Genomic DNA, 24,015 nt, shown 5'->3' with positions numbered 1-24,015 from the left:
AAGGCTCGCCTCCGACGGGCGTACGGGGCGCCGCTTCACGGCTGCGCTGTGGCTTGGGAAGTGGTGGTTCGTCAGGGGTGACCGCGCCGGCGGAGAGGGCCCCCTTCGTGGCCGGTAACGGCTCGTGTGGGCAGACTGGGGTGCATGTCGTCCAGTTCAGCGCGTCGCAGACGCTGCCCGGAGTGCCGTCGCGACATCGCCGTCGTCGGCGGACGGTTCGCGCGGCACGACCCGCCGGGGCCCCGCGGCGGCGGCGACCTGGTGTCGTGCCCCGGCTCGCGCCGCCACGCCCAGCTCGACGCCGCGCAGCCCACGCTGGACGGCTACGTCGTACCGGAGTTCCCGGGACAACTGCCCCTGTTCTGAACGCCCCTGGCGCGGGCTCAGTTCCCGGCCACCGACTTCACGGCCACGGACACCGGCGTGGACCCGCTGACCAGCTCCAGCGTCAGGCCCGCCGTCGCCGGGGTCTCCAGGAGTTCGGCCAGCACCGCCGCCACGTCGTCGCGGGGGACGGGGCCGCGCCCCGTCGAAGCCTCCAGGCGCACCAGGCCGTTGCCCGCGTCGTCCGTCAGCATCCCGGGCCGCAGGATCGTCCAGTCCAGGGCCGAGCGGCCGCGCACGTACGCGTCGGCGGCGCCCTTGGCCCGCAGATAGGCGTCGAAGACCTCGTCCCCGGCGTGGTCCGGGTCCGCTCCCATCGACGACACCACCACGTAGCGGCGCACCCCGGCCCGCTCCGCCGCGTCCGCGAACAGGACGGCGGCGCCCCGGTCCACGGTGTCCTTGCGGTCCACACCGCTGCCCGGGCCCGCGCCCGCGGCGAACACGGCCGCGTCCGCGCCCTCCAGGACGGCGGCGACCTCCTCGACCGACGCCGACTCCAGGTCGCACAGCACCGGTTCGGCGCCCGCGTCGCGCAGGTCGGCCTCGTGTGCGGAGTTTCGAATGATCCCTACGGCCTCGTCTCCGCGCGCGGCGAGCAGCCGCTCGAGTCGCAGGGCGATCTGACCATGGCCTCCGGCGATGACAATGCGCATGTCTTCGACGGTACGGCACATCCGGCCACTCGGCCTCGGGCAGCGGAACCGCCCCGTCCGCGCCCGTGCTTCACCGGCCGGTCGCACCCGCGCGCGCCTCCGTCCCGCCCGCGCTTCACCGGTCGGCCCCACCCGTGCGCGCGCCCCCGCCCCGCCCGTGCGGCGGCTACGTTCCCCGCCCCTGCCGCGGCAATCCCAGCGCCACCGCCGCCGCGGAGTCGCAGTACTCCCGTACCGCGCTCGTCCGCGCCACCACGCGCCCCCGGTGCACCACCACGCGGCTGTACGCCAGCGACAGCGCGCCCGCGAGGCTGTCGCCGCGGACAGCGAGGAGTTCGGCGGGGAAGCCCGCCTCGATCCGGACCGGCGGGAGACCCATGGCCGCGCGGGCGGACGCGCTCACCGAGGCGTACGCCTCCTCGGGGTCCAGGTCGCCGCGGGAGGCCAGGAGGTACGCCGCCTCCAGCGGGTCCCCGCGGCCCACGGGGTTCGTGACGTCGCGCAACGCGCCGCTGCCCGCCGCGAACCGCACCCCGGCGGCGCGCAGAAGGCGTACCGGAGCCGCCCCGGAGCCGCCCGGCACGGCACCGCAGCCGCCCTGCGGCAGGCACACGACCGTCACCCCGGCCGCCGCGAGCTGCTCCGCCGTCCGCGCGGCCACGTCGGCCGGCAGTCGCCCGAGACCGTCGCAGGGGCCGATCGTCACCCCCGGCCGCAGGCCCCCGGCCACCGCGGCGAGCCGGGCGAGGCGCGCCGGATCGGCGCCGTCCGTGTGCAGGTCGACCGGGCGGCCGTACTCCGCGGCCAGGTCCAGGACCGCCTCCGCGTACCCCGTCGGGTCGGGGTCCAGGTCCGGGCAGCCGCCCACCACGGACGCGCCCATCCGCACCGCGTCCCGCAGCATCGCGAGCCCCTCGGCCCCGGCCGCGCCCGTGAGCAGCCGGGGCATCGCGACGACGGACAGGTCCACGAGCCCGCGCAGCGACCGCCGCGCCTGGAGCACCGCCTCCAGGGAGGCGAGCCCCTGCGGCTCGCCCACGCGCACGTGCGAGCGCAGCGCCGTCGCCCCGTGCCCGAGCTGCAGCAGCGCGGCCTCCGTGGTGCGGCGCTGGACGTCCTGGGGGTCGTACGCGGCCGGCCCCTCGCACAGGGCGGTCAGCGCGGTGTCGCCGTGGGCGTGCGGCTCGGCGGCGGCCGGGAGCAGGAGGTAGCCGGCCAGGTCCACGCGCGCGGCGCCCGAGCTGAGGCTGCCCGCGGTGCCCACCGCCTCGATGCGCCCGGCGCCGAGCCGGACGTCCACGGCCCTGCCGTCCACGAGCCGCGCCCCGCGGAGCAGCAGGGCCCCGGACGTGGCGGCGGGCTCGGCGGAGTTCGGCTGCTGCGGCTGGCTGTCGGGCATCGCGCTCCTGGGGCTCGAGGGCGGCTGCGCACGGCTCGAAGGGTGCGGTGCCGCGTCCCGGCGCCGCCGACGTGCCCGGTGGGCCGCCGCCCCGCGCGGACGCGGTACCGGCGGCGCGCACCGGCACGGCGTGGACGCGCGGGCCCGGCACCGCGTCGTGGCACGCAAGATCACGCAGCGTGGGACGAGCCTAGGACGGCTGCCGCTCCGCTTCGGGGAGGAGCGCAATAGTCGTACGGACGTGGTGCGCGTGGGACGGGAAGGGTCCACAGGGCGTGAGGATGCGTACGAGACGGGCGGAACGGGGCCCCTGCCTTGCCCCGGGACGGGCCTCGCGCAACGGATTTGGGCGAACGGCTGGGGACCGTGTAATGTCTTCATCGCTCGCCCCAATAGCTCAGTCGGCAGAGCGTCTCCATGGTAAGGAGAAGGTCAACGGTTCGATTCCGTTTTGGGGCTCTGATGTGAAGGGTTCCCCGCCTCGGCGGGGGGCCGGTCGCATCGCAGCGGTGTAGCTCAGTCGGTAGAGCAAGCGGCTCATAATCGCTGTGTCACCGGTTCAAGTCCGGTCACCGCTACTCACGTAGCCGATTGCGGGGTCGGTCCTTCGATCGGCTACTCTTTCTTGCGTTCATCCGTCCATCCGTCCGTCATAGGAGCACTCACGTGGCTGCCACCGACGTCCGCCCGAAGATCACGCTGGCCTGCGTGGAGTGCAAGGAGCGGAACTACATCACCAAGAAGAACCGGCGTAACAACCCGGACCGTCTTGAGATGAAGAAGCACTGCCCGCGTTGCAACTCGCACACCGCGCACCGCGAAACGCGATAAATACAGGCTCGTACGAGAGGCCGTCCCCAGCAGTTCGGGGACGGCCTCTCGTCGTATGCCGAGAGCCGTTCGTAGAGAACCCAGTTGCAGGAGGTACCGAGCCATGGCGCTCGACCAGTCCTTCGTCGGGCGGACCTACCCGCCCACCGACCCGTACGAGGTCGGGCGCGAGAAGATCCGCGAGTTCGCGGTCGCCGTGGGTGACGCCAACCCCGCCTACGCCGACCCCGAGGCCGCCAAGGCGCTCGGCCACCGGGACGTGCTCGCCCCGCCGACCTTTGTGTTCGCCATCACGTTCAAGGCCGCGGGCCAGGTGATCGAGGACCCGCAGCTGGGGCTCGACTACAGCCGGGTGGTCCACGGCGACCAGCGGTTCGCGTACACGCGGCCGGTGTACGCGGGCGACCGGCTCACGGTCACCTCGACCATCGAGGCCATCAAGACCATGGCGGGCAACGACATCCTGGACATCCGCGGCGAGGTCCACGACGAGGCGGGGGAGCACGTGGTGACCGCGTGGACCAAGCTCGTCGCCCGCGCGGCCGGGACCGAGGAGGCGTGAGGCGATGACGGCGAAGATCGCGTACGACGACGTGGAGGTCGGCACGGAGCTGCCGGCCCAGACCTTCCCGGTGACGCGCGCCACCCTCGTGCAGTACGCGGGCGCGTCCGGGGACTTCAACCCGATCCACTGGAACGAGAAGTTCGCGGTGGAGGTCGGTCTGCCGGACGTCATCGCGCACGGCATGTTCACCATGGCCGAGGCGATCCGCGTCGTGACGGACTGGACCGGTGACCCCGCCGCCGTCGTCGAGTACGGCGTGCGCTTCACCAAGCCCGTCGTCGTCCCGAACGACGACAAGGGCGCGACCATCGAGGTCGGCGCCAAGGTCGCGGCCAAGCTCGACGACAACAAGGTCCGTGTGGACCTGACCGTCACCAGCGACGAGCGCAAGGTGCTCGGGATGTCGCGGGCGGTCGTACAGCTCGCCTAGGCGAGGGCGGACCGGGCGGCGCGGATGCGGATCCGCCCCTGCCGTGTAAGGGGCGCTTGCCCAGGCAGGCGCCCCTTACGCATGCCTCCTGGAGTCGCAGGGAGCCCGCTCCTGTGCTCCAGGGCCGGGCACCCCTTGACGTAGTTAGTGATTGAGTACTAACTTGCTGGCATGGTCAGGATGAGCGCAGAGGAGAGGCGCGAGAGCGTCATCCGCGCGGCGATGAGCGAATTCGCCCGCGGTGGCTACCACGGGACGTCGACCGAGGCGATCGCCAAGCGCGTCGGGGTCTCGCAGCCGTATCTCTTCCGGCTCTTCTCCGGCAAGAAGGCGATCTTCCTCGCGGCGGCGACCCGCTGCGTCGAGGACACCCGCAAGGTCTTCGAGGAGGCGAGCGAGGGACTGCGGGGCGAGGAGGCCCTGCACGCCATGGCTCAGGCGTACCAGGAGCTCATCGCGAAGGACCCCGACAAGCTGCAGATGCAGCTCCAGATGTACGTGGCCGTGGCAGCCGCCGAGGCCGCCGGGGACCACGAGTTCGGCGAGATGGTGCGCGCCGGATGGATGGGCCTCTGGGACGCCGTGCACCCGCCGCTCGGGGCCGACGTCAATGAGACGACGACCTTCCTGGCGTACGGGATGCTGATCAACGTCTTGATGGCCATGGGGTTTCCGCCCGAACACCGGGTGTGGGAGGGCTTCTACCTGTCGGCTCAGCCGCCGGGTGGGACGTCTCGCGCGGCCGGTGGCGAGAGCGGCGGCTCCGGTGGGCGGGAAGACAGGTCCGGCCCGACCGTCGAGAGCGAGGACGGGTCCGGCGGGGACGGTGGCCGGTCCGGCGGGAGCGGCGACGGCGAGACGGGCGGGAGCCCTGCGGCGTCCCACGGGTCCGAGTAGGCGTCGGGCCGGCAGGGCCGGACGCCCGCGGCGGTCGCGGAGGAGGCGGGCCCGGTGTGCCGGGGTCCCCATACGTGCAGGGTCTCCGGATACGTGCGGGGTCTCCGGGTTTCGTCTGCCCGGGAAAGTTAGTCATCAATCACTAATAGATGGTCGTGTCCGTCCGGGACCGGCCACGGATGTCTGCCCGACGAAGGGCATGGGGGAGCAATGCCACAGCAAGAAGCACGGCGCGGGAACGTCGTCTGGGCCCTCGTCATCACCAGCGTCGCCGGGTTCATGGCGGCACTCGACAACCTCGTGGTCACGACCGCGCTGCCCTCCATCCGCGAGGACCTGGGCGGGGCGCTCGACGACCTGGAGTGGACGGTCAGCGCGTACACCCTCACCTTCGCCGTCCTCCTGATGTTCGGCGCGGCCCTGGGGGACCGGTTCGGGCGGCGCAGGCTCTTCGGGGTCGGGCTCACCGTGTTCACCGCCGCCTCCGCCGGCGCGGCCCTCGCGCCCGGCATCGACGCGCTGGTCGCGGCGCGCGCGGTGCAGGGCGTCGGCGCGGCGATCATGATGCCGCTGACGCTGACCCTGCTCACGGCCGCCGTGCCACCGGCCAAGCGCGGGATGGCGTACGGCATCTGGGGCGCCGTCAACGGCCTCGCCGTCGCCAGTGGACCGCTCATCGGCGGTGCCCTCACCGAGCACGTCTCCTGGCAGTGGATCTTCTGGCTGAACGTGCCGCTGGGCCTCGCGCTGCTGCCGCTGGCCCGGCTGCGGCTCACCGAGTCGTACGCGGCGGGCGCCCGGCTCGACGCCCTCGGCACGCTGCTGGCCAGCGGCGGCCTGTTCGGCATCGTCTACGGCCTGATCCGCGGCAACATCGACGGCTGGACCAGCGCGCCCGTCCTGACCGGGCTGGCGGGCGGCGGGGCGCTGCTCGCCGGGTTCGTGTACCACGGCGTGCGGCACCCGGCGCCGATGCTGCCGATGCGGATGTTCCGGAACCGGGCCTTCTCCGCGATCAACGCCGCGAGCCTGCTGATGTTCGTCGGCATGTTCGGCTCCATCTTCCTGCTCAGCCAGTTCCTGCAGAACGTGCTCCACTACTCGCCGACCGAGGCGGGGCTGCGGATGCTGCCCTGGACGGGCATGCCCATGATCGTCGCGCCCATCGCCGGCTACCTGTCCGACCGCGTCGGCGGCCGCCCGGTCGTCACCGTGGGCCTCGCGCTCCAGGCCGTGGGCCTCGGCTGGTTCGCCGTGGTCCTCGCGCCGGACGTCTCGTACGCGGCTCAGCTGCCCGCCCTGATCATCAGCGGGGTCGGCATGGCGCTGTACTTCGCCCCGGCCGCGAGCCTGGTCATGGCGAGCGTCCGGCCCGCCGAGCAGGGCATCGCCTCCGGCGCGAACAACGCGTTGCGCGAGGTGGGCGGGGCCCTGGGCATCGCCATCCTCGCCTCGGTGTTCTCCGCGCAGGGCGGGTACGGGCCGCCGCGGATGTTCGTGGACGGGCTCGAGCCCGCGCTGTGGGTCGGGGCGGGGGTTGTCGGCCTCGCGGCCGTGGCCGCCTCCCTGCTGCCGCGCCGCCGCGGGGGGGCGGCGGACGCGGGGGCCGTACCGGCGGAGGAGCGGGTGCCGGTGTCCGCGTGACGCGGGCCCGGCGCGGGGTTCAGCGCGTGGCCCGGCTGCGGGCCGGCCGCACCGCGCGCTCGTCCTCCATCGCCGACGGGCTCTGACTGCCCAGCCCACCCGCCCCTTCTCGGGGCGGGTGGGCTGCGTGGTGTTCGGGGGCGGGGGTGGTGTGGCTCCGCCGGTCCGTCAGTTCGCGAGGGCGAGGGGGGTGTGGCTCGGCCCGTCCGTCAGTTCGCGAGGGCGGGAGCGGGCGGAGGAGGGGCCCGGCGGGCGGCCGGGGCGGCCCAGGCCCGGGCAGGGGAAGGGGCCCGCATACCCTGGTGTGCGTGCTGGTACTTCACGACGCCCCCCTCGCCCCGCTGACCACCTTCCGCCTCGGCGGCCCCGCCGACCGGCTGATCACCGCGACGACCGACGCCGAGGTCGTCGCCGCCGTCCGCGAGGCCGACGCGTCCGGTACGCCGCTGCTGCTCGTCGGCGGCGGCAGCAACCTGGTCATCGGCGACAAGGGCTTCGCCGGGACCGCCCTGCGCATCGCCACCACCGGGTTCGCCCTCGACGGCACGATGCTGGAGCTGGCGGCGGGCGAGGTGTGGACGGACGCCGTGGAGCGGACCGTCGCGGCGGGCCTCGCGGGCATCGAGTGCCTGGCCGGAATCCCTGGCTCCGCAGGTGCGACGCCGATCCAGAACGTGGGCGCGTACGGCCAGGAAGTGTCCCAGACGATCACCGAAGTGGTCGCGTACGACCGCAGGACGGACGAGACGGTGACCATTCCGAACGCGGAGTGCGCCTTCTCGTACCGCCACAGCCGCTTCAAGGCCGACCCCGACCGCTTCGTCGTGCTGCGCGTCCGCTTCGCCCTGGAGGACGCGGACGGCATGAGCGCCCCGATCCGGTACGCGGAGACGGCCCGCGCGCTCGGCGTCGAGGCCGGCGAGCGCGTCCCGGCCGCCGCGGCCCGCGAGACCGTCCTGAAGCTGCGGGCCGGCAAGGGCATGGTGCTCGACGCCGAGGACCACGACAGTTGGTCGGCCGGGTCGTTCTTCACCAACCCGATCCTCACCGAGGAGGAGTTCGCCGCCTTCCGCGCGCGCGTGGCCGACCGGCTCGGCCCGGACACCGCCCCGCCCGCGTTCCCGACGGGCGACGGCCGCGTGAAGACCTCCGCGGCCTGGCTCATCGACAAGGCGGGCTTCCCCAAGGGCTACGGACAGGGCCCCGCCCGCATCTCCACCAAGCACACCCTGGCTTTGACCAACCGCGGCGGCGCCACCACGGAGGACCTGCTCACCCTGGCCCGCGAGGTCGTCGCGGGCGTACGGGACGCCTTCGGGGTCACGCTGGTCAACGAGCCGGTCACGGTCGGCGTCAGCCTGTAGCGGGCCGGGCGGACACAGGGCTCCGGGGCGGGGACAGGGCTGGGCCGGGAACAGGGCTGGGGCCGAGGTCGGGGCCAGGCCCAGGCCGCGGGCTCCGGCGCGCAGGGCTCACCGGCCCCACGCGAACCACCGCTCCACCGGCCCACCGCCCCACCGGCCCGGGACACCGACCCCACCCCGGCCCCCCTCAATACGCCACCCCCACCCCCTCCTTGACCGTCCCCGCGTCATCGATCATCGTCAGCATCGCGTGCGCCACATCAGCCCTGCCGATCCGCCGGGCGCCGCGCGGATTGCGCCCCACGGCCGTGCGGTACGTGCCGGTCAGCGGTGTGTCGAGGAGGCGGGGCGGGCGTACGGACGTCCAGTCCGTCGCGCTGCGCGCCAGCTCGGCCTCCAGCGCGCGCAGGTCGTCGTAGACCGCCTTGAACACGCGGCTCACCAGCGCCAGCGCCACGCGGTCGGCCAGCGCCTCCCGCTCCACCGCGGGTGCCAGGGGCGCCGCGCTCACCACGAGCAGGCGGCGCGTCCCCTCCGCCTCCATCGCCCGCAGCACCGGCACGGTGAGCCGCGTGGCCACGCCCGCCCGCGCGTCCGCCCGCCCCCGCGCGCCGAGCCCGGAGAGCACCGCGTCCCGCCCGGCCACCGCCTCGCGCAGCGCCCCGGCGTCCGTCAGGTCCGCGCGGACGACGTCAAGCCGGTCCCCGGTGGCCGCGAGGCGCGCCGGGTCGCGCACCACCGCCGTGACGTGGTGCCCGGACGCGAGCGCCTGCCGCACGATCTCCCCGCCGATGCCGCCGGTCGCTCCGAACACCGTCAGTCTCATCGGGCACCCTCCAGGTGGGTAAGTATTCACTCACCACTAGGGTGAGTAAGCACTCACCCTTTCGTCAAGCTCAAGCCCAAGCCCAAGCCCCGGACGGACAGACAGCGAATGGAACAGCAGGCACCGCGCAGGCCCACGCGGGAGCGCATCCTCGACGCGGCGCACGAGCTGATGCGCACGCTCGGCCTCGCCCGCGCCACCACCAAGGAGATCGCGAAGGCGGCGGACTGCTCCGAGGCCGCGCTCTACAAGCACTTCAGCAGCAAGGAGGACCTGTTCGTCCGCGTGCTCCAGGAGCGGCTGCCCCGTCTCGGCCCGGCCCTGCACCGGCTCGTCGACGCCCCGGGGGAGCGCACCGTGGAGGAGAACCTCACCGAGGTCGCCACCCTGGCCTGCCAGTTCTACGCCGAGAGCTTCCCGATCGCGGCCTCCCTGTACGCCGAGACCAAGCTCAAGGCCCGCCACGAGGACTCCATGCGGCAGCTGGGCACCGGCCCCCACATGCCGATCGAGGCCCTGGACGCCTATCTGCGCGCCGAGCGCGACGCGGGCCGCATCGCCGCCGACGCGGACACCTTCGCCGCCGCCTCGCTCCTCCTGGGCGCGTGCGCCCAGCGCGCCTTCGCCTACGACGCGACCGTCGGCAAGCGCCCCCCGCGCTCCGTCGACGCCTTCGCCGCCGGCCTCGCCCGCACCCTGCTGGCCGGGATCAGCCGCTGAGCCACTGGTCGATGCCGGCGAGCAGCTTGTCCTGCACACCGACGGGCGCGGCCGACCCGCGCACGGACTGCCGCGCCAGCTCGGCGAGCTCCGCGTCGTCGAAGCCGTGGTGATGCCGCGCGATCTCGTACTGCGCGGCCAGCCGCGAGCCGAAGAGCAGCGGGTCGTCGGCCCCGAGCGCCATCGGCACCCCGGCCTCGTACAGCGTCCGCAGCGGCACGTCCCCGGGCTTCTCGTAGACGCCGAGGGCCACGTTCGACGCCGGGCAGACCTCGCAGGTGATGCCCCGCTCGGCGAGCCGCTTCAGCAGCCGCGGGTCCTCCGCCGCCCGCACCCCGTGCCCGATGCGCCGCGCGTGCAGGTCGTCCAGGCAGTCGCGCACGGAGGCGGGACCGGCCAGCTCACCGCCGTGCGGCGCCGCGAGCAGCCCGCCCTCCCGGGCGATGGCGAAGGCGCGGTCGAAGTCCCGTGCGAGGCCGCGCCGCTCGTCGTTGGAGAGCCCGAAGCCGACGATGCCGCGGTCGGCGTACCGGACCGCCAGCCGCGCCAGCGTGCGCGCGTCCAGCGGGTGCTTCATGCGGTTCGCGGCGACCAGCACACGCATCCCGAGCCCGGTCTCGCGCGAGGCGGTGTCGACCGCGTCCAGGATGACCTCCAGGGCGGGGATGAGCCCCCCGAGCCGGGGCGCGTACGAGGTCGGGTCGACCTGGATCTCCAGCCAGCCGGAGCCGTCCTTGATGTCCTCCTCGGCGGCCTCGCGCACCAGCCGCTGGATGTCCTCGGGGGCGCGCAGGCACGACCGGGCGATGTCGTACAGGCGCTGGAAGCGGAACCAGCCCCGCTCGTCGGTGGCCCGCAGCTTCGGCGGCGTGCCGCTGGTCAGCGCCTCGGGCAGATGGACGCCGTACTTGTCGGCGAGCTCCAGGAGGGTGGCGGGCCGCATCGACCCCGTGAAGTGCAGATGCAGATGGGCTTTGGGCAGCTCGCTCAGGTGTCGTACACGCTCCATTCCAGGATCTTGCCGTACGCACCCCCCGTCCCGGTAGCCGCTTCTGCTCATGGGGTACGCGCCCGAACGAAGAAACGGGCACCTCCGGAGATCCGGAGGTGCCCGTCAGGCACGCGCGCGTGCGGCGCGACCGCCACGGAACGTCAGTCCCGCGCCTCCGCCAGCAGCTTCTGGATGCGCGACACGCCCTCGACCAGGTCCTCGTCACCCAGCGCGTACGACAGTCGCAGGTAGCCCGGCGTGCCGAAGGCCTCGCCCGGGACGACCGCGACCTCGACCTCGTCCAGGATCAGCGCGGCCAGCTCGACGCTGTCCTGCGGGCGCCTGCCACGGATCTCCTTGCCGAGCAGGCCCTTCACCGACGGGTAGGCGTAGAACGCGCCCTCGGGCTCGGGGCAGAGGACGCCGTCGATCTCGTTCAGCATCCGCACGATGGTCCGGCGGCGCCGGTCGAAGGCCTCGCGCATCCTCTCGACGGCGGTCAGGTCGCCGGAGACGGCGGCGATCGCGGCGGCCTGAGCCACGTTGGACACGTTGGAGGTGGCGTGCGACTGGAGGTTCGTCGCGGCCTTCACCACGTCCTTCGGCCCGATGATCCACCCCACGCGCCAGCCGGTCATCGCGTACGTCTTCGCGACGCCGTTGACCACGACGCACTTGTCGCGCAGCTCGGGCAGCAGCGCGGGCAGGGACGTGAACTCCGCGTCGCCGTAGACGAGGTGCTCGTAGATCTCGTCCGTCATCACCCACAGGCCGTGCTCCAGGGCCCAGCGGCCGATGGCCTCCGCGTCCGCGCGGCTGTACACCGCGCCCGTCGGGTTGGACGGCGACACGAAAAGGACGACCTTGGTCTTCTCCGTGCGCGCGGCCTCGAGCTGCTCCACGGAGACGCGGTACCCCGTCGTCTCGTCGGCGACGACCTCGACCGGGACGCCGCCCGCGAGCCGGATCGACTCCGGGTACGTCGTCCAGTACGGCGCCGGCACGATGACCTCGTCACCCGGGTCGAGGATCGCGGCGAAGGCCTCGTAGATCGCCTGCTTGCCGCCGTTGGTCACCAGGATCTCGGCGGCCTCGGGCTCGTAACCGGAGTCGCGCAGCGTCTTCGCGGCGATCGCGGCCTTCAGCTCGGGCAGGCCGCCCGCCGGGGTGTAGCGGTGGTACTTCGGGTTCTTGCAGGCCTCGACCGCGGCCTCGACGATGTAGTCCGGGGTCGGGAAGTCGGGCTCACCGGCGCCGAAACCGATCACCGGGCGCCCGGCGGCCTTGAGGGCCTTGGCCTTGGCGTCGACGGCGAGGGTCGCGGACTCGGAGATCGCGCCGACTCGGGCGGAGACCCGGCGCTCGGTGGGTGGAGTGACAGCGCTCATGGGCCCATCGTTCCAGACCCCGCGCGGCCCGGGCACACGGGTTTGCCGGAGCACCGGAACGACCGGCGGAACCGAGGCTGTTCGACGAGGCGCCCCGGACCACGTACACTCACTGGTCGTTGGCCCTCACCGGCCGCACCTTCCAACCGCACTCGGTGCACCTGGTCGGATGCTGTAGGTTGGGGGACTCCAAAGGGTCGTAGCTCAATTGGTAGAGCACTGGTCTCCAAAACCAGCGGTTGGGGGTTCAAGTCCCTCCGGCCCTGCTACACACACCTTCGCCAGGATGTGTGCGCATGTACGTACTGCTATGCACCGCCGTGCGGCTCAACCGGGCGCGGCACGGCCACGACCCGGAATCAGGTGAGGACGAGTGACGGACGCCGTGGGCTCCATCGACATGCCTGATGCCCAGGACGAGGCGCCGGAGTCCAAGAGGAAGACCCGCAAGGGCGGCAAGCGCGGAAAGAAGGGCCCCCTGGGCCGTCTCGCGCTCTTCTACCGCCAGATCGTCGCCGAGCTCCGCAAGGTCGTCTGGCCCACGCGCAGTCAGCTCACGACGTACACCACTGTGGTGATCGTCTTCGTCGTCATCATGATCGGCCTCGTGACCGTGATTGACTATGGCTTCAGCAACCTCATCAAGTACATCTTCGGCTGAGCCGCAAGCGAAGGGCGCCGCGCCAGGCGCCCCTTTCGCGTGTTCCACCCCTATGTATCCAGGAAGAAGCAGCCACCGTGTCTGACCCGAACCTGAACGACGCCATCGAGTCGGCGGAGTCCGTGGAGGACCAGATCGACATCGTCGAGGCGGCGGACGCCGTGGACCCGGACGAGGCCGAGGCTGCCGACGCCGCCGCCGGTGAGGCTGCCGAAGAGGCCGCGGTGCACGAGGACGACGAGATCGAGGCCGACGCCGAGGTCGAGCTTGAGGCCGAGGCCGAGGCCGACGCTGAGGTCGAGACCGACGCCGACGACGAGGTCGAGGCCGTCGCCGAGAGCGACGAGGACGAGGCCGCCGAGGAGAGCGCGGAGGACGCCGAGGAGGCGGAGCCCGCCGAGCCGGTCGACCCCGTCGCCGCCCTCCGCGAGGAGCTGCGCGGCCTGCCCGGCGAGTGGTACGTCATCCACACCTACGCCGGTTACGAGAACCGCGTGAAGACGAACCTCGAGCAGCGCGCCGTCTCGCTGAACGTCGAGGACTACATCTTCCAGGCCGAGGTGCCGCAGGAAGAGGTCGTCCAGATCAAGAACGGCGACCGCAAGACGATCCGCCAGAACAAGCTCCCCGGCTACGTCCTGGTGCGCATGGACCTGACGAACGAGTCCTGGGGCGTCGTCCGCAACACCCCCGGCGTCACCGGCTTCGTCGGCAACGCCTACGACCCGTACCCGCTGACCCTGGACGAGATCGTCAAGATGCTCGCCCCGGAGGCCGAGGAGAAGGCCGCCCGCGAGGCCGCCGAGGCCGAGGGCAAGCCCGCCCCGCAGCGCAAGGTCGAGGTCCAGGTCCTGGACTTCGAGGTCGGCGACTCGGTCACCGTCACCGACGGCCCGTTCGCCACGCTCCAGGCCACGATCAACGAGATCAACGCCGACTCGAAGAAGGTCAAGGGCCTCGTCGAGATCTTCGGCCGCGAGACCCCGGTCGAGCTGAGCTTCGACCAGATCCAGAAGAACTGAGCGCACGGCATACGTCCACCAGAGCCCCTGGGCAGCGGGAAACCGCAGCCCAGGGGCTCTGTCGTGGGCGTGCGAAGTGAATGTGTCCCGCACCACAACCTTCCGGAGCCCCGGGCTGTCTCACTGGTATACGGAAACGCCCGGTCCCTTCCTCCACGACACTTCAGCACGCTTATGGGGATCTCTGTCGCCATGAGCGGCGATTTGCGGTGCTCCGTGGCGTTATGGCGACCGGGCTCTTCTGCCGACGAGCGACGTCATCGACGAGTGACGTCACCGATGAGCAAGGGGGACCACCTGATGCATGCCCGTAAGACCGCGATCGCTGCCTCCGCCGCCTGCGCCTTCGTCCTGCTCGGCACCGGCTCCGCCCTCGCGGGCACCGGCCCGGCGCCCGCGCCCGACGCCAGAAGGGCGGCGCCCCAGTCGACCGCCCCCTCGGCCGAGGGCAACCCGAAGAGCCTCAAGGCCCGGGCGGCCGGCGTCTGCTCGGACGCCTACCAGATCGGGACCACGGCCTACATCGACCGGGGCGGAGCGCGCGCCGCGTCGGTCAAGCAGTTCTACTCGCCGCGCTGCAAGCAGAACTACGGCTACGTCTGGGTGTGGCAGAGCTTCCGCGACAAGGTCAAGGACTACGACGTCAGCACCGGGGTCTACAGCTACTCCCGGGACGAGATCGTCGGTCAGGACTGGTGGAACCAGACCAACGCGCAGGAGTTCTGGTCGCTGCCCGCCGCCACCGCGGGCGAGTGCACCGCCGCGGTCGGACAGCTCCGCGCGCCCGGTGACCCGCTGGCGGGCCAGGCGATGACGTCCAAGCGCTGCTGAACCCGCGGGCCGGGGCCCGGCGAGGGGTGTCCGGTGGGGTCCGCCGTGATATCGGTTTGGGCCCCGCCGCGATACCCGTTATCGTGGTGCGGTATGCCTCCATCCAGATGATCCCGACGATCGCGTGCGGTCGTCGAACGATCATGGTGGAGGGGGCTGCTCAACACTCTCACTAGGACCCGGAGAGAGCAATGCCTCCCAAGAAGAAGAAGGTCACGGGGCTCATCAAGCTCCAGATCCAGGCCGGTGCCGCCAACCCGGCCCCGCCGGTCGGCCCCGCGCTGGGCCAGCACGGCGTGAACATCATGGAGTTCTGCAAGGCCTACAACGCCGCGACCGAGTCGCAGCGCGGCTGGGTCATCCCGGTGGAGATCACGGTCTACGAGGACCGTTCCTTCACCTTCATCACCAAGACCCCGCCGGCCGCGAAGATGATCCTCAAGGCCGCGGGCGTGGAGAAGGGCTCCGGCGAGCCGCACAAGACCAAGGTCGCCAAGATCACCCAGGCGCAGGTCCGCGAGATCGCCGAGACCAAGATGCCCGACCTCAACGCCAACGACCTCGACGCCGCGTCGAAGATCATCGCTGGCACCGCCCGCTCCATGGGCATCACGGTCGAGGGCTGACCTCACCCACGCCGCGGAGTCGCACCGTAGACCCGCAGTCCTGATGTGGCAGGGCCAAGCGCTGGCCCGGACCACGAACTCCATACCTGAACCTCAGGAGTAGAAGTGAAGCGCAGCAAGACTCTCCGCGCTGCGGACGCCAAGATCGACCGGGAGAAGCTGTACGCCCCGCTCGAGGCCGTCCGCCTCGCCAAGGAGACCTCCTCGACCAAGTTCGACGGCACCGTCGAGGTCGCCTTCCGCCTGGGCGTTGACCCGCGCAAGGCCGACCAGATGGTCCGTGGCACCGTGAACCTCCCGCACGGCACCGGTAAGACCGCCCGGGTCCTGGTCTTCGCGACCGGTGACCGTGCTGCGGCCGCGGAGGCCGCCGGCGCCGACATCGTCGGCGCCGACGAGCTGATCGACGAGGTCTCGAAGGGCCGTCTCGACTTCGACGCCGTCGTCGCCACCCCGGACCTCATGGGCAAGGTCGGCCGCCTCGGCCGCGTGCTCGGTCCGCGTGGTCTGATGCCGAACCCGAAGACCGGCACCGTGACCCCCGACGTCGCCAAGGCTGTCAACGACATCAAGGGCGGCAAGATCGAGTTCCGTGTCGACAAGCACGCGAACCTGCACTTCATCATCGGCAAGGCGTCCTTCGACGACACCAAGCTGGTGGAGAACTACGGCGCGGCCCTGGAGGAGATCCTCCGCCTGAAGCCGTCCGCCGCCAAGGGTCGCTACATCAAGAAGGCCGCCATCACCACCACGATGGGCCCCGGCATTCCGGTCGACCCCAACCGCACCCGCAACCTCCTCGTCGAGGAGGACCCGGCCGCCGTCTGACACCGACGGCAGCCGAGTGACCGGCGCGTATGAGACGGGCCCCGCAACCATTCGTGGTGCGGGGCCCGTCCCGTTGTACGGGTATACGCCCGGGGGACGCATGGTCCCGTACGTGATGTGGACGACGTACGGGAGACGCCGGGGAGCGGACCGCGCTAGCGTGCTGGCTCTCCATGGACGCAAGGGGTGGGACGACATGAACGGCATGACAGTGCGCCGCCTGGCGCTGGGCATCGCCACCGCGACGGCCCTGACCGGACTGGCCGCCTGCGGCTCGTCGGGCGGCTCCGACGACGACAAGGGCTCCTCGGACAGCAAGGGCAAGGGCGGGCTCGACGTCAGCCCGATAGCCGCCCTGCGGCAGATCGAGAGCACCACCGACAAGGCCGACTCGGCGAAGGTCGAGTCCGAGACCACCATGGGCTCCGCGATGTCCATGAAGGCCAAGGGCTCCCTCGGCTGGGCGGACGGCCTCACCGGCACCATGACCATCACCTACACCGGCGGCCAGATGGCCGAGACGATGCGCCAGACCGGCAGCACGTCCATGGAGGCCCGCTACCTGCCCGACGCGTACTACGCGAAGATGGGCGACCGCTTCGCCGCCCAGGTCGGCGGCAAGCACTGGGTGAAGTACGCGTACGACGACCTGGAGCGGATCGGCGGCGGCTCGGGCGCGTACATGAAGGACGCGATGCAGAACAGCACGCCGCACCAGTCGGTGAAGATGCTGCTCGCCTCCGGCGACGTGAAGAAGGTCGGCCGGGAGGAGGTCCGGGGCGTGAACACCACGCACTACTCCGGCACCGTCGACGTCGCCGAGCTCGCCGAGAAGTCCTCCGGCCTCAGCGCGTCCCAGCTCGCCGACATGAAGAAGCAGCTCGAGCAGGCGGGCGTCACCACCGAGACCGTCGACATCTGGGTCAACGACGAGAACCTGCTGGTCAAGAAGGTCGAAAAGGGCCAGATGAAGACCGGCGAGCTGTCCGCGACCGCCTACTACAGCGACTACGGCACCCCGGTCTCCGCCGAGAAGCCGCCCGCGTCCGACACCGCGGACTTCCGGGACCTGATGAACCGGCAGCCCACGACCTGACCCTGCGGCGGACCACGCCCTGATCCTCCGGCGGCCCGGCCCGGCCCGGCCCGGCCCGGCCCGGCCCGGCCTTGACCGGGCCTGGACGGGACCGGGCCGCTCCGATCTCGGTCCGGTTCCGTCCTGATCTCGGTCTTCACCTCGGGGGAACTTCCCGGAGGACCCCCGCGCGTCCGTCAGGTAATCTCACCCCACCGCAAGAAGTGGATCAAATGTTCGTAGGGGTGGGGTAATGAGCAGTTCCGTACGTATGGGTCGTAAGAGGGCGGCGAGTGCCGCTCTGGCGGCCCTGCTGCTGGCCGGTGGCGCGGTGGCGTGCGGCTCGGAGAAGAAGTCGGACCGCGCGGGCGAGGACATCTCGCCCGCCGCGGCCGTGAAGAAGGCCGCGGAGAAGAGCGAGAAGCTCACGTCCTTCAGCTTCCGCATGAAGGGCCAGCTCCCGGGGGAGGGCAAGGTCCAGGGCGAGGCGTCCATGGCGACCGAGCCGCTCGCCATGAGCATGAAGATGAGCGCGCCGGCCCAGGGTCCCGAGAAGATGGAGATCCGCGTCGTCGGCGACGGCGTCTACCTCGGCGGCGGCAAGGCCTCCGCCGAGTCGGACGGCAAGAGGTGGATCAAGTTCGACGCCAAGTCCATGGGCAAGGGCGCGCCGAACAAGCCCGCGCCGTCCTCGGCCACCGCCACGGCCGAGCAGAACCCGGCCGCCCAGTCGACCCTCTTCACCGGCTCCGACGACCTGAAGAAGGTCGGCGAGGAGACCGTGGACGGCACCGAGACCACCCACTACAAGGGCACGGTCACGCTGGACCAGATGCGCGCGGCGATCGACAAGAAGGACCCGAAGACCCGCGAGCGCCAGGAGAAGGGCCTCAAGCAGTACGAGGACATGGGCATCGACAAGCTGACCATGGACATGTGGATCGACGGCGAGGACCACACCAAGCAGTTCCGCGCCCAGGGCGACGCCGACAAGGGCAAGTTCGACACGACGATCACGTTCTTCGACGTGAACAAGCCGGTGAAGGTCACGGCGCCGCCGAAGAACGAGGTCATGGACCTCGCCGAGATGATGAAGGAGATGAAGAAGGAGAGCGGCAGCGCCGAGGGCACCTCCTGACGCCCGCCGGGCGACTCTCCGTTCCGGCCCCGGCCGCGGGTGACGCCTCCCGGGGCGGCGACGTCCCTCCCGGGCCCGGCCCACGCTGTGTACACCCCGCCCCGGCCCGGCCCTCGGCCCCGGGGCGGGCGCCGCCGCCCGGCCAGGGGCTGCGGCCCGGCCAGGGGCTGCCGCCCGGCTCGGGGTGTGCCCCCGGCCCGGGCGGCCGGTCCGCTCCGCCCCGGACGACCGATTTGCTTGACGCGGCCCCGTTCGCGTAGCCTTCCGGAGAAGCCAAAGACCGCTGGTCGTTGTCGTGTGCTCGTAAGAGTGCGCGGCGGCCGAAGGATCCGCTGAACTGCGGACGACCCGCGTAGGTGACCGTGGAAGTGCTCCTGGACGCATCGCGTCCGGTCGAGCTCACGCCCCGTGCGCCTGCGCCGGGGCGTTTCGTTTTGTGCAAGGCCCCTTCCTCGTGTGCCTGATTCAGGCGGTCCGGCGACGCGCGGCTGATCGAACAGGTCAGTCGAGGATCATCACCCCGGAAGGAGGCCGAGGCTCATGGCGACGTCCGACAAGGTCGCAGCCGTCGAGGAGATCACGCAGAAGCTGCGCGACTCCAACGCTGCTGTTGTGACTTCCTACACCGGACTGAGCGTGGCGCAGCTCAAGCAGCTCCGCCGTTCTCTCGGCGACAACGCTCAGTACCGTGTGGTGAAGAACACGCTGACCAAGATCGCGGCCAATGAGGCCGGGATCCAGCTCGACGAGCACCTCAAGGGCTCGACGGCTGTCGCCTTCGTGACCGGCGACCCGGTCGAGGCGGCGAAGGGTCTGCGTGACTTCGCCAAGGACAACCCCGCCCTCGTCATCAAGGGCGGCGTCCTTGACGGCAAGGCGATGTCCGCCGACGACATCAAGAAGCTTGCGGACCTCGAGTCCCGCGAGGTTCTGCTCTCCAAGCTGGCCGGTGCCTTCAAGGCGAAGCAGTCCCAGGCTGCCTCCGTCTTCCAGGCGCTGCCGTCGAAGCTCGTCCGCACCGTGGACGCGCTCCGTGCCAAGCAGGACGAGCAGGGCGGTGCCGAGTAACTCGGCTCGCATCATGACCGCCGCCTGACGGCGACGGTCACCGCGGGCCAGACGTACGCCCGCCACACCAGTACATCCGGCACCTGCCGAATTAGTGGAAGGACCGCCATCATGGCGAAGCTCACCCAGGACGAGCTGCTCGAGCAGTTCGAAGGCATGACCCTCATCGAGCTCTCCGAGTTCGTCAAGGCCTTCGAGGAGAAGTTCGACGTCACCGCCGCCGCTGCCGCGCCGGTCGTCGTCGCCGGTGGTGCCGCTGGTGGCGCCGCCGCCGAGGCCGTCGAGGAGAAGGACGAGTTCGACGTCATCCTCACCGGCGCCGGCGACAAGAAGATCCAGGTCATCAAGGTCGTGCGCGAGCTGACCTCCCTGGGTCTGAAGGAGGCCAAGGACCTCGTCGACGGCACCCCGAAGCCGGTCCTCGAGAAGGTCGCCAAGGACGCCGCGGAGAAGGCCGCCGAGGCCCTCAAGGGCGCCGGCGCCTCCGTCGAGGTCAAGTAAGACCTCACGGGGTCGTACGCGACTCCACGGGCCCGCGGTCCCCTGAGGGACCCGGAGCCGCTCCCGCTGTAACGCGCGGACACCGAAGGGCGATCACCCAGTTGGGTGGTCGCCCTTCGGCGTTCCCGTGACGGCCGCTTGCACTGTCGGCACCGGGGGGTATGGTGATCTTCGTTGTGCCCCGGGTCGGCCCCGGGCGGCCCCCGAATCGGGGCCCGTCAGGGCTGGGGGGCCTTGACGAACCGCACGCAGCGCGCAATTCTCAGGACGCGTCGTCACAAGGATCCGCATCCGAGGCATGGATCGGCGGCGAAGAGGGCAGTATCGATGTGCGTTGAGGACGTGGCTTGCCGCAGGTGTTGAGAACAACGAGGGTCTCCGAAACCCCGCACTGGACATCAGTGGGCCAGGTGGCTACACTGACCCTTTGCGCTGCCTGTTAGCTGCCTCCTGCCCGTCACCAGGGGCATGCCCATGCTTGAGCACTGTGGACCGAAACCTCCCTGACCTGGGACTTCTGTCTCTCTGTACAGCCTGGGACCGGTACGCGCGTAGTGAGTCCGAGCCCTCGGAAGGACCCCCTCTTGGCCGCCTCGCGCACTGCCTCGACCGCGAATACGAACAACGGCGCCAGCACCGCCCCGCTGCGCATCTCCTTTGCAAAGATCAAGGAGCCCCTCGAGGTTCCGAACCTTCTCGCGCTGCAAACCGAGAGCTTCGACTGGCTGCTCGGCAACGACGCGTGGAAGGCTCGCGTCGAGGCGGCTCTCGAGTCAGGTCAGGACGTCCCCACCAAGTCCGGTCTCGAAGAGATCTTCGAGGAGATCTCCCCGATCGAGGACTTCTCCGGGTCGATGTCGCTGACCTTCCGCGACCACCGCTTCGAGCCTCCGAAGAACTCGATCGACGAGTGCAAGGAGCGCGACTTCACCTTCGCCGCGCCGCTCTTCGTCACCGCCGAGTTCACCAACAACGAGACCGGCGAGATCAAGTCCCAGACGGTCTTCATGGGCGACTTCCCGCTCATGACGAACAAGGGCACCTTCGTCATCAACGGCACCGAGCGTGTCGTGGTGTCGCAGCTCGTCCGTTCCCCCGGCGTCTACTTCGACTCCTCCATCGACAAGACGTCCGACAAGGACATCTTCTCCGCCAAGATCATCCCGTCCCGGGGTGCCTGGCTGGAGATGGAGATCGACAAGCGCGACATGGTCGGCGTCCGCATCGACCGCAAGCGCAAGCAGTCGGTCACCGTCCTCCTGAAGGCGCTCGGCTGGACCACCGAGCAGATCCTCGAGGAGTTCGGCGAGTACGAGTCCATGCGCGCCACCCTGGAGAAGGACCACACCCAGGGCCAGGACGACGCGCTGCTCGACATCTACCGCAAGCTGCGCCCGGGCGAGCCGCCCACGCGTGAGGCCGCGCAGACGCTGCTCGAGAACCTCTACTTCAACCCGAAGCGCTACGACCTCGCGAAGGTCGGCCGCTACAAGGTCAACAAGAAGCTGGGCGCCGACGCCCCGCTCGACGCCGGCATCCTGACCGTCGAGGACATCATCTCGACGATCAAGTACCTGGTGAAGCTGCACGCGGGCGAGACCGAGACGGTCGGCGACAACGGCAGCCAGATCGTCGTCGAGACCGACGACATCGACCACTTCGGCAACCGCCGCCTGCGCAACGTCGGCGAGCTCATCCAGAACCAGGTCCGCACGGGTCTGGCCCGGATGGAGCGCGTCGTCCGCGAGCGCATGACGACGCAGGACGTCGAGGCCATCACGCCGCAGACGCTGATCAACATCCGGCCGGTCGTCGCCTCCATCAAGGAGTTCTTCGGCACCAGCCAGCTCTCGCAGTTCATGGACCAGAACAACCCGCTGTCCGGGCTGACGCACAAGCGTCGTCTGTCCGCGCTCGGCCCGGGTGGTCTGTCCCGTGAGCGGGCCGGCTTCGAGGTGCGCGACGTGCACCCGTCCCACTACGGCCGCATGTGCCCGATCGAGACGCCCGAGGGCCCGAACATCGGTCTGATCGGCTCGCTCGCCTCCTACGGCCGCGTCAACGCGTTCGGCTTCGTCGAGACGCCGTACCGCAAGGTCGTCGACGGCCAGGTCACCGACGACGTCGACTACCTGACCGCCGACGAAGAGGACCGATTCGTCATCGCGCAGGCCAACGCGCCGCTGACGGACGAGCTCCGGTTCGCCGAGAACCGCGTCCTGGTCCGCCGCCGCGGCGGCGAGGTCGACTACGTCGCCCCGTCCGACGTGGACTACATGGACGTCTCGCCGCGCCAGATGGTGTCGGTCGCGACCGCCATGATCCCCTTCCTCGAGCACGACGACGCCAACCGCGCGCTCATGGGCGCGAACATGATGCGCCAGGCCGTGCCGCTGATCACCGCCGAGGCCCCCCTCGTCGGTACGGGCATGGAGTACCGCTGCGCCGTCGACGCCGGTGACGTCATCAAGGCCGAGAAGGCCGGTGTGGTCCAGGAGGTCTCCGCGGACTACGTCACCGTCACCAACGACGACGGCACGTACACCACGTACCGCGTCGCCAAGTTCTCCCGCTCCAACCAGGGCACCTCGGTCAACCAGAAGGTTGTCGTCGAGGAAGGCCAGCGCGTCATCGAGGGCCAGGTCCTCGCCGACGGCCCGGCCACCCAGGAAGGCGAGATGGCGCTCGGCAAGAACCTGCTGGTCGCGTTCATGCCGTGGGAGGGCCACAACTACGAGGACGCGATCATCCTGTCGCAGCGCCTCGTGCAGGACGACGTCCTCTCCTCGATCCACATCGAGGAGCACGAGGTCGACGCCCGTGACACCAAGCTGGGCCCCGAGGAGATCACCCGGGACATCCCGAACGTCTCCGAGGAGGTCCTCGCCGACCTCGACGAGCGCGGCATCATCCGCATCGGTGCCGAGGTCATCGCCGGCGACATCCTCGTCGGCAAGGTCACGCCCAAGGGTGAGACCGAGCTGACCCCGGAGGAGCGCCTGCTCCGCGCGATCTTCGGCGAGAAGGCCCGCGAGGTCCGCGACACCTCGCTGAAGGTGCCGCACGGCGAGACCGGCAAGGTCATCGGCGTCCGCGTCTTCGACCGCGAGGAGGGCGACGAGCTTCCCCCCGGTGTCAACCAGCTCGTGCGCGTGTACGTGGCGCAGAAGCGCAAGATCACCGACGGTGACAAGCTCGCCGGCCGCCACGGCAACAAGGGCGTCATCTCCAAGATCCTGCCGATCGAGGACATGCCGTTCCTGGAGGACGGCACCCCGGTCGACATCATCCTCAACCCGCTGGGTGTCCCGTCCCGAATGAACCCGGGACAGGTCCTGGAGATCCACCTCGGCTGGCTCGCCAGCCGCGGCTGGGACGTCTCCGGCCTCGCGGACGAGTGGGCGGAGCGCCTCCAGGCCATCGGCGCCGACAAGGTCGACCCCGGCACGAACGTCGCCACCCCGGTCTTCGACGGTGCGCGTGAGGACGAGCTGGCCGGTCTGCTCCAGCACACCATCCCGAACCGCGACGGCGAGCGGATGGTGCTCCCGTCCGGCAAGGCGCGGCTGTTCGACGGCCGCTCCGGCGAGCCGTTCCCGGACCCGATCTCCGTCGGGTACATGTACATCCTGAAGCTGCACCACCTGGTCGACGACAAGCTGCACGCCCGCTCGACCGGTCCGTACTCCATGATCACCCAGCAGCCGCTGGGTGGTAAGGCTCAGTTCGGTGGCCAGCGCTTCGGTGAGATGGAGGTGTGGGCCCTCGAGGCCTACGGCGCCGCGTACGCCCTCCAGGAGCTGCTGACCATCAAGTCCGACGACGTCACCGGCCGCGTGAAGGTCTACGAGGCCATCGTCAAGGGCGAGAACATCCCCGAGCCCGGCATTCCTGAGTCCTTCAAGGTGCTCATCAAGGAAATGCAGTCCCTGTGCCTCAACGTGGAGGTGCTGTCCTCGGACGGCATGTCCATCGAGATGCGCGACACGGACGAGGACGTCTTCCGCGCCGCGGAGGAGCTCGGTATCGACCTGTCCCGGCGCGAGCCGAGCAGCGTCGAAGAGGTCTGCCGGGTCCCCCGCCTCCCCCTCCCGGGGGGGGCGGGCCCCCCGCCCCCCCCACACCCATGATGGAGCGCCAAAATATAGCGGGCCTGGGATGGGACAACCC

Annotated in this window: 21 protein-coding genes, 3 tRNA genes and 2 pseudogenes; 21 read left to right on the top strand and 5 right to left on the bottom strand. The window is 70.8% G+C overall.

Annotated features, from left to right (window positions below; translation table 11 throughout):
• The first annotated feature begins 144 nt into the window (after nucleotides 1-144).
• Nucleotides 145-366, top strand: coding sequence for a hypothetical protein (locus QK440_RS30445; RefSeq protein WP_282796453.1), 222 nt, complete (start codon nucleotides 145-147; stop codon nucleotides 364-366).
• 17 nt (nucleotides 367-383) lie between these two features.
• Here the strand turns inward: QK440_RS30445 and QK440_RS30440 are convergent, their stop codons facing one another.
• Nucleotides 384-1,040: an SDR family oxidoreductase gene (locus QK440_RS30440; RefSeq protein ID WP_282796452.1), complete on the bottom strand. Its 657-nt coding sequence runs from the start codon at nucleotides 1,038-1,040 to the stop codon at nucleotides 384-386.
• A gap of 166 nt (nucleotides 1,041-1,206) precedes the next feature.
• Nucleotides 1,207-2,439: an amidohydrolase family protein gene (locus QK440_RS30435; protein WP_282796451.1), complete on the bottom strand. Its 1,233-nt coding sequence runs from the start codon at nucleotides 2,437-2,439 to the stop codon at nucleotides 1,207-1,209.
• A 386-nt stretch (nucleotides 2,440-2,825) separates the two neighbouring features.
• Here QK440_RS30435 and QK440_RS30430 point away from each other — a divergent pair.
• From QK440_RS30430 to QK440_RS30395, 8 genes and pseudogenes are all read left to right on the top strand, one after another.
• Nucleotides 2,826-2,898 (top strand) — tRNA-Thr (locus QK440_RS30430).
• Between the two features lie 46 nt (nucleotides 2,899-2,944).
• Nucleotides 2,945-3,017: transfer RNA gene (locus QK440_RS30425), tRNA-Met, on the top strand.
• Nucleotides 3,018-3,105: 88 nt separating this feature from the next.
• Entirely contained in the window at nucleotides 3,106-3,270 is a 165-nt protein-coding gene (gene rpmG / locus QK440_RS30420) for a 50S ribosomal protein L33 (protein WP_003956487.1), read from the top strand.
• Between the two features lie 103 nt (nucleotides 3,271-3,373).
• Nucleotides 3,374-3,832: a MaoC family dehydratase N-terminal domain-containing protein gene (locus tag QK440_RS30415; RefSeq protein ID WP_190134850.1), complete on the top strand. Its 459-nt coding sequence runs from the start codon at nucleotides 3,374-3,376 to the stop codon at nucleotides 3,830-3,832.
• Nucleotides 3,833-3,836: 4 nt separating this feature from the next.
• Entirely contained in the window at nucleotides 3,837-4,265 is a 429-nt protein-coding gene (locus QK440_RS30410; RefSeq protein WP_282796450.1) for a MaoC family dehydratase, read from the top strand.
• A gap of 171 nt (nucleotides 4,266-4,436) precedes the next feature.
• A pseudogene (locus QK440_RS30405) lies at nucleotides 4,437-4,982 on the top strand (helix-turn-helix domain-containing protein); the annotation flags it as partial.
• Between the two features lie 390 nt (nucleotides 4,983-5,372).
• On the top strand, nucleotides 5,373-6,806 hold the full coding sequence (locus tag QK440_RS30400; protein ID WP_282796449.1) for a DHA2 family efflux MFS transporter permease subunit: 1,434 nt from the start codon (nucleotides 5,373-5,375) through the stop codon (nucleotides 6,804-6,806).
• A gap of 308 nt (nucleotides 6,807-7,114) precedes the next feature.
• Nucleotides 7,115-8,170, top strand: a complete 1,056-nt coding sequence (locus tag QK440_RS30395) for a UDP-N-acetylmuramate dehydrogenase (protein WP_282796448.1) — start codon at nucleotides 7,115-7,117, stop codon at nucleotides 8,168-8,170.
• Between the two features lie 187 nt (nucleotides 8,171-8,357).
• Here QK440_RS30395 and QK440_RS30390 read toward each other — a convergent pair whose 3' ends face one another.
• On the bottom strand, nucleotides 8,358-8,996 hold the full coding sequence (locus tag QK440_RS30390; RefSeq protein WP_282796447.1) for an NAD(P)H-binding protein: 639 nt from the start codon (nucleotides 8,994-8,996) through the stop codon (nucleotides 8,358-8,360).
• Nucleotides 8,997-9,104: 108 nt separating this feature from the next.
• Here QK440_RS30390 and QK440_RS30385 point away from each other — a divergent pair, with 108 nt between their 5' ends.
• Entirely contained in the window at nucleotides 9,105-9,716 is a 612-nt protein-coding gene (locus tag QK440_RS30385) for a TetR/AcrR family transcriptional regulator (RefSeq protein ID WP_282796446.1), read from the top strand.
• Here QK440_RS30385 and QK440_RS30380 read toward each other — a convergent pair.
• Nucleotides 9,706-10,725, bottom strand: a complete 1,020-nt coding sequence (locus QK440_RS30380) for an adenosine deaminase (protein ID WP_282796445.1) — start codon at nucleotides 10,723-10,725, stop codon at nucleotides 9,706-9,708. The two genes, QK440_RS30385 and QK440_RS30380, sit on opposite strands and share 11 nt — an antisense overlap.
• A gap of 143 nt (nucleotides 10,726-10,868) precedes the next feature.
• Nucleotides 10,869-12,095, bottom strand: coding sequence for a pyridoxal phosphate-dependent aminotransferase (locus tag QK440_RS30375; RefSeq protein ID WP_282796444.1), 1,227 nt, complete (start codon nucleotides 12,093-12,095; stop codon nucleotides 10,869-10,871).
• Between the two features lie 193 nt (nucleotides 12,096-12,288).
• Here QK440_RS30375 and QK440_RS30370 point away from each other — a divergent pair.
• The 11 genes and pseudogenes from QK440_RS30370 to rpoB form a co-directional block, all read left to right on the top strand.
• Nucleotides 12,289-12,361: transfer RNA gene (locus tag QK440_RS30370), tRNA-Trp, on the top strand.
• Nucleotides 12,362-12,468: 107 nt separating this feature from the next.
• Nucleotides 12,469-12,756: a preprotein translocase subunit SecE gene (secE, locus tag QK440_RS30365; RefSeq protein WP_282796443.1), complete on the top strand. Its 288-nt coding sequence runs from the start codon at nucleotides 12,469-12,471 to the stop codon at nucleotides 12,754-12,756.
• 77 nt (nucleotides 12,757-12,833) lie between these two features.
• Nucleotides 12,834-13,778 carry a transcription termination/antitermination protein NusG gene (nusG, locus tag QK440_RS30360; protein WP_282796442.1) on the top strand — a complete coding sequence of 315 codons (945 nt, stop codon included), beginning with the start codon at nucleotides 12,834-12,836 and terminating at the stop codon, nucleotides 13,776-13,778.
• A gap of 300 nt (nucleotides 13,779-14,078) precedes the next feature.
• Nucleotides 14,079-14,609, top strand: a complete 531-nt coding sequence (locus QK440_RS30355; protein WP_282796441.1) for a hypothetical protein — start codon at nucleotides 14,079-14,081, stop codon at nucleotides 14,607-14,609.
• 191 nt (nucleotides 14,610-14,800) lie between these two features.
• Nucleotides 14,801-15,235 carry a 50S ribosomal protein L11 gene (gene rplK, locus QK440_RS30350; protein WP_093613725.1) on the top strand — a complete coding sequence of 145 codons (435 nt, stop codon included), beginning with the start codon at nucleotides 14,801-14,803 and terminating at the stop codon, nucleotides 15,233-15,235.
• A gap of 105 nt (nucleotides 15,236-15,340) precedes the next feature.
• A complete protein-coding gene (gene rplA, locus QK440_RS30345) occupies nucleotides 15,341-16,063 on the top strand; it encodes a 50S ribosomal protein L1 (protein WP_282796440.1) in 723 nt (240 codons plus the stop codon).
• 196 nt (nucleotides 16,064-16,259) lie between these two features.
• Nucleotides 16,260-17,159, top strand: coding sequence for a hypothetical protein (locus QK440_RS30340; protein WP_282796439.1), 900 nt, complete (start codon nucleotides 16,260-16,262; stop codon nucleotides 17,157-17,159).
• A gap of 232 nt (nucleotides 17,160-17,391) precedes the next feature.
• A complete protein-coding gene (locus QK440_RS30335; RefSeq protein ID WP_282796438.1) occupies nucleotides 17,392-18,276 on the top strand; it encodes a DUF6612 family protein in 885 nt (294 codons plus the stop codon).
• A 540-nt stretch (nucleotides 18,277-18,816) separates the two neighbouring features.
• Nucleotides 18,817-19,344, top strand: coding sequence for a 50S ribosomal protein L10 (gene rplJ / locus QK440_RS30330; protein ID WP_190134835.1), 528 nt, complete (start codon nucleotides 18,817-18,819; stop codon nucleotides 19,342-19,344).
• 111 nt (nucleotides 19,345-19,455) lie between these two features.
• Entirely contained in the window at nucleotides 19,456-19,845 is a 390-nt protein-coding gene (gene rplL, locus QK440_RS30325; protein ID WP_282796437.1) for a 50S ribosomal protein L7/L12, read from the top strand.
• Between the two features lie 584 nt (nucleotides 19,846-20,429).
• Nucleotides 20,430-23,912 (top strand): annotated as a pseudogene (rpoB, locus tag QK440_RS30320) (DNA-directed RNA polymerase subunit beta); the annotation flags it as partial.
• Nucleotides 23,913-24,015 lie beyond the last annotated feature (103 nt).

Source organism: Streptomyces sp. CC224B (genome assembly GCF_030010595.1).
Classification (GTDB): Bacteria; Actinomycetota; Actinomycetes; order Streptomycetales; family Streptomycetaceae; genus Streptomyces; species Streptomyces longispororuber.
Note: the sequence above shows the minus strand (reverse complement) of the source record. Positions and strands in the feature narration are given on the sequence as shown.

Bases quoted from the DNA above. Each gene is read 5' to 3' on its own strand.
- QK440_RS30390 (WP_282796447.1), bottom strand. From the start codon at position 8,996: ATGAGACTGACGGTGTTCGGAGCGACCGGCGGCATCGGCGGGGAGATC.
- QK440_RS30380 (WP_282796445.1), bottom strand. From the start codon at position 10,725: ATGGAGCGTGTACGACACCTGAGCGAGCTGCCCAAAGCCCATCTGCAT.
- rplL (WP_282796437.1), top strand. From the start codon at position 19,456: ATGGCGAAGCTCACCCAGGACGAGCTGCTCGAGCAGTTCGAAGGCATG.
- QK440_RS30385 (WP_282796446.1), top strand. From the start codon at position 9,105: ATGGAACAGCAGGCACCGCGCAGGCCCACGCGGGAGCGCATCCTCGAC.
- QK440_RS30400 (WP_282796449.1), top strand. From the start codon at position 5,373: ATGCCACAGCAAGAAGCACGGCGCGGGAACGTCGTCTGGGCCCTCGTC.
- rplJ (WP_190134835.1), top strand. From the start codon at position 18,817: ATGGCGACGTCCGACAAGGTCGCAGCCGTCGAGGAGATCACGCAGAAG.
- QK440_RS30340 (WP_282796439.1), top strand. From the start codon at position 16,260: ATGAACGGCATGACAGTGCGCCGCCTGGCGCTGGGCATCGCCACCGCG.
- QK440_RS30355 (WP_282796441.1), top strand. From the start codon at position 14,079: ATGCATGCCCGTAAGACCGCGATCGCTGCCTCCGCCGCCTGCGCCTTC.
- QK440_RS30415 (WP_190134850.1), top strand. From the start codon at position 3,374: ATGGCGCTCGACCAGTCCTTCGTCGGGCGGACCTACCCGCCCACCGAC.
- QK440_RS30410 (WP_282796450.1), top strand. From the start codon at position 3,837: ATGACGGCGAAGATCGCGTACGACGACGTGGAGGTCGGCACGGAGCTG.
- QK440_RS30375 (WP_282796444.1), bottom strand. From the start codon at position 12,095: ATGAGCGCTGTCACTCCACCCACCGAGCGCCGGGTCTCCGCCCGAGTC.
- QK440_RS30440 (WP_282796452.1), bottom strand. From the start codon at position 1,040: ATGCGCATTGTCATCGCCGGAGGCCATGGTCAGATCGCCCTGCGACTC.
- QK440_RS30445 (WP_282796453.1), top strand. From the start codon at position 145: ATGTCGTCCAGTTCAGCGCGTCGCAGACGCTGCCCGGAGTGCCGTCGC.
- QK440_RS30335 (WP_282796438.1), top strand. From the start codon at position 17,392: ATGAGCAGTTCCGTACGTATGGGTCGTAAGAGGGCGGCGAGTGCCGCT.
- QK440_RS30435 (WP_282796451.1), bottom strand. From the start codon at position 2,439: ATGCCCGACAGCCAGCCGCAGCAGCCGAACTCCGCCGAGCCCGCCGCC.
- rplK (WP_093613725.1), top strand. From the start codon at position 14,801: ATGCCTCCCAAGAAGAAGAAGGTCACGGGGCTCATCAAGCTCCAGATC.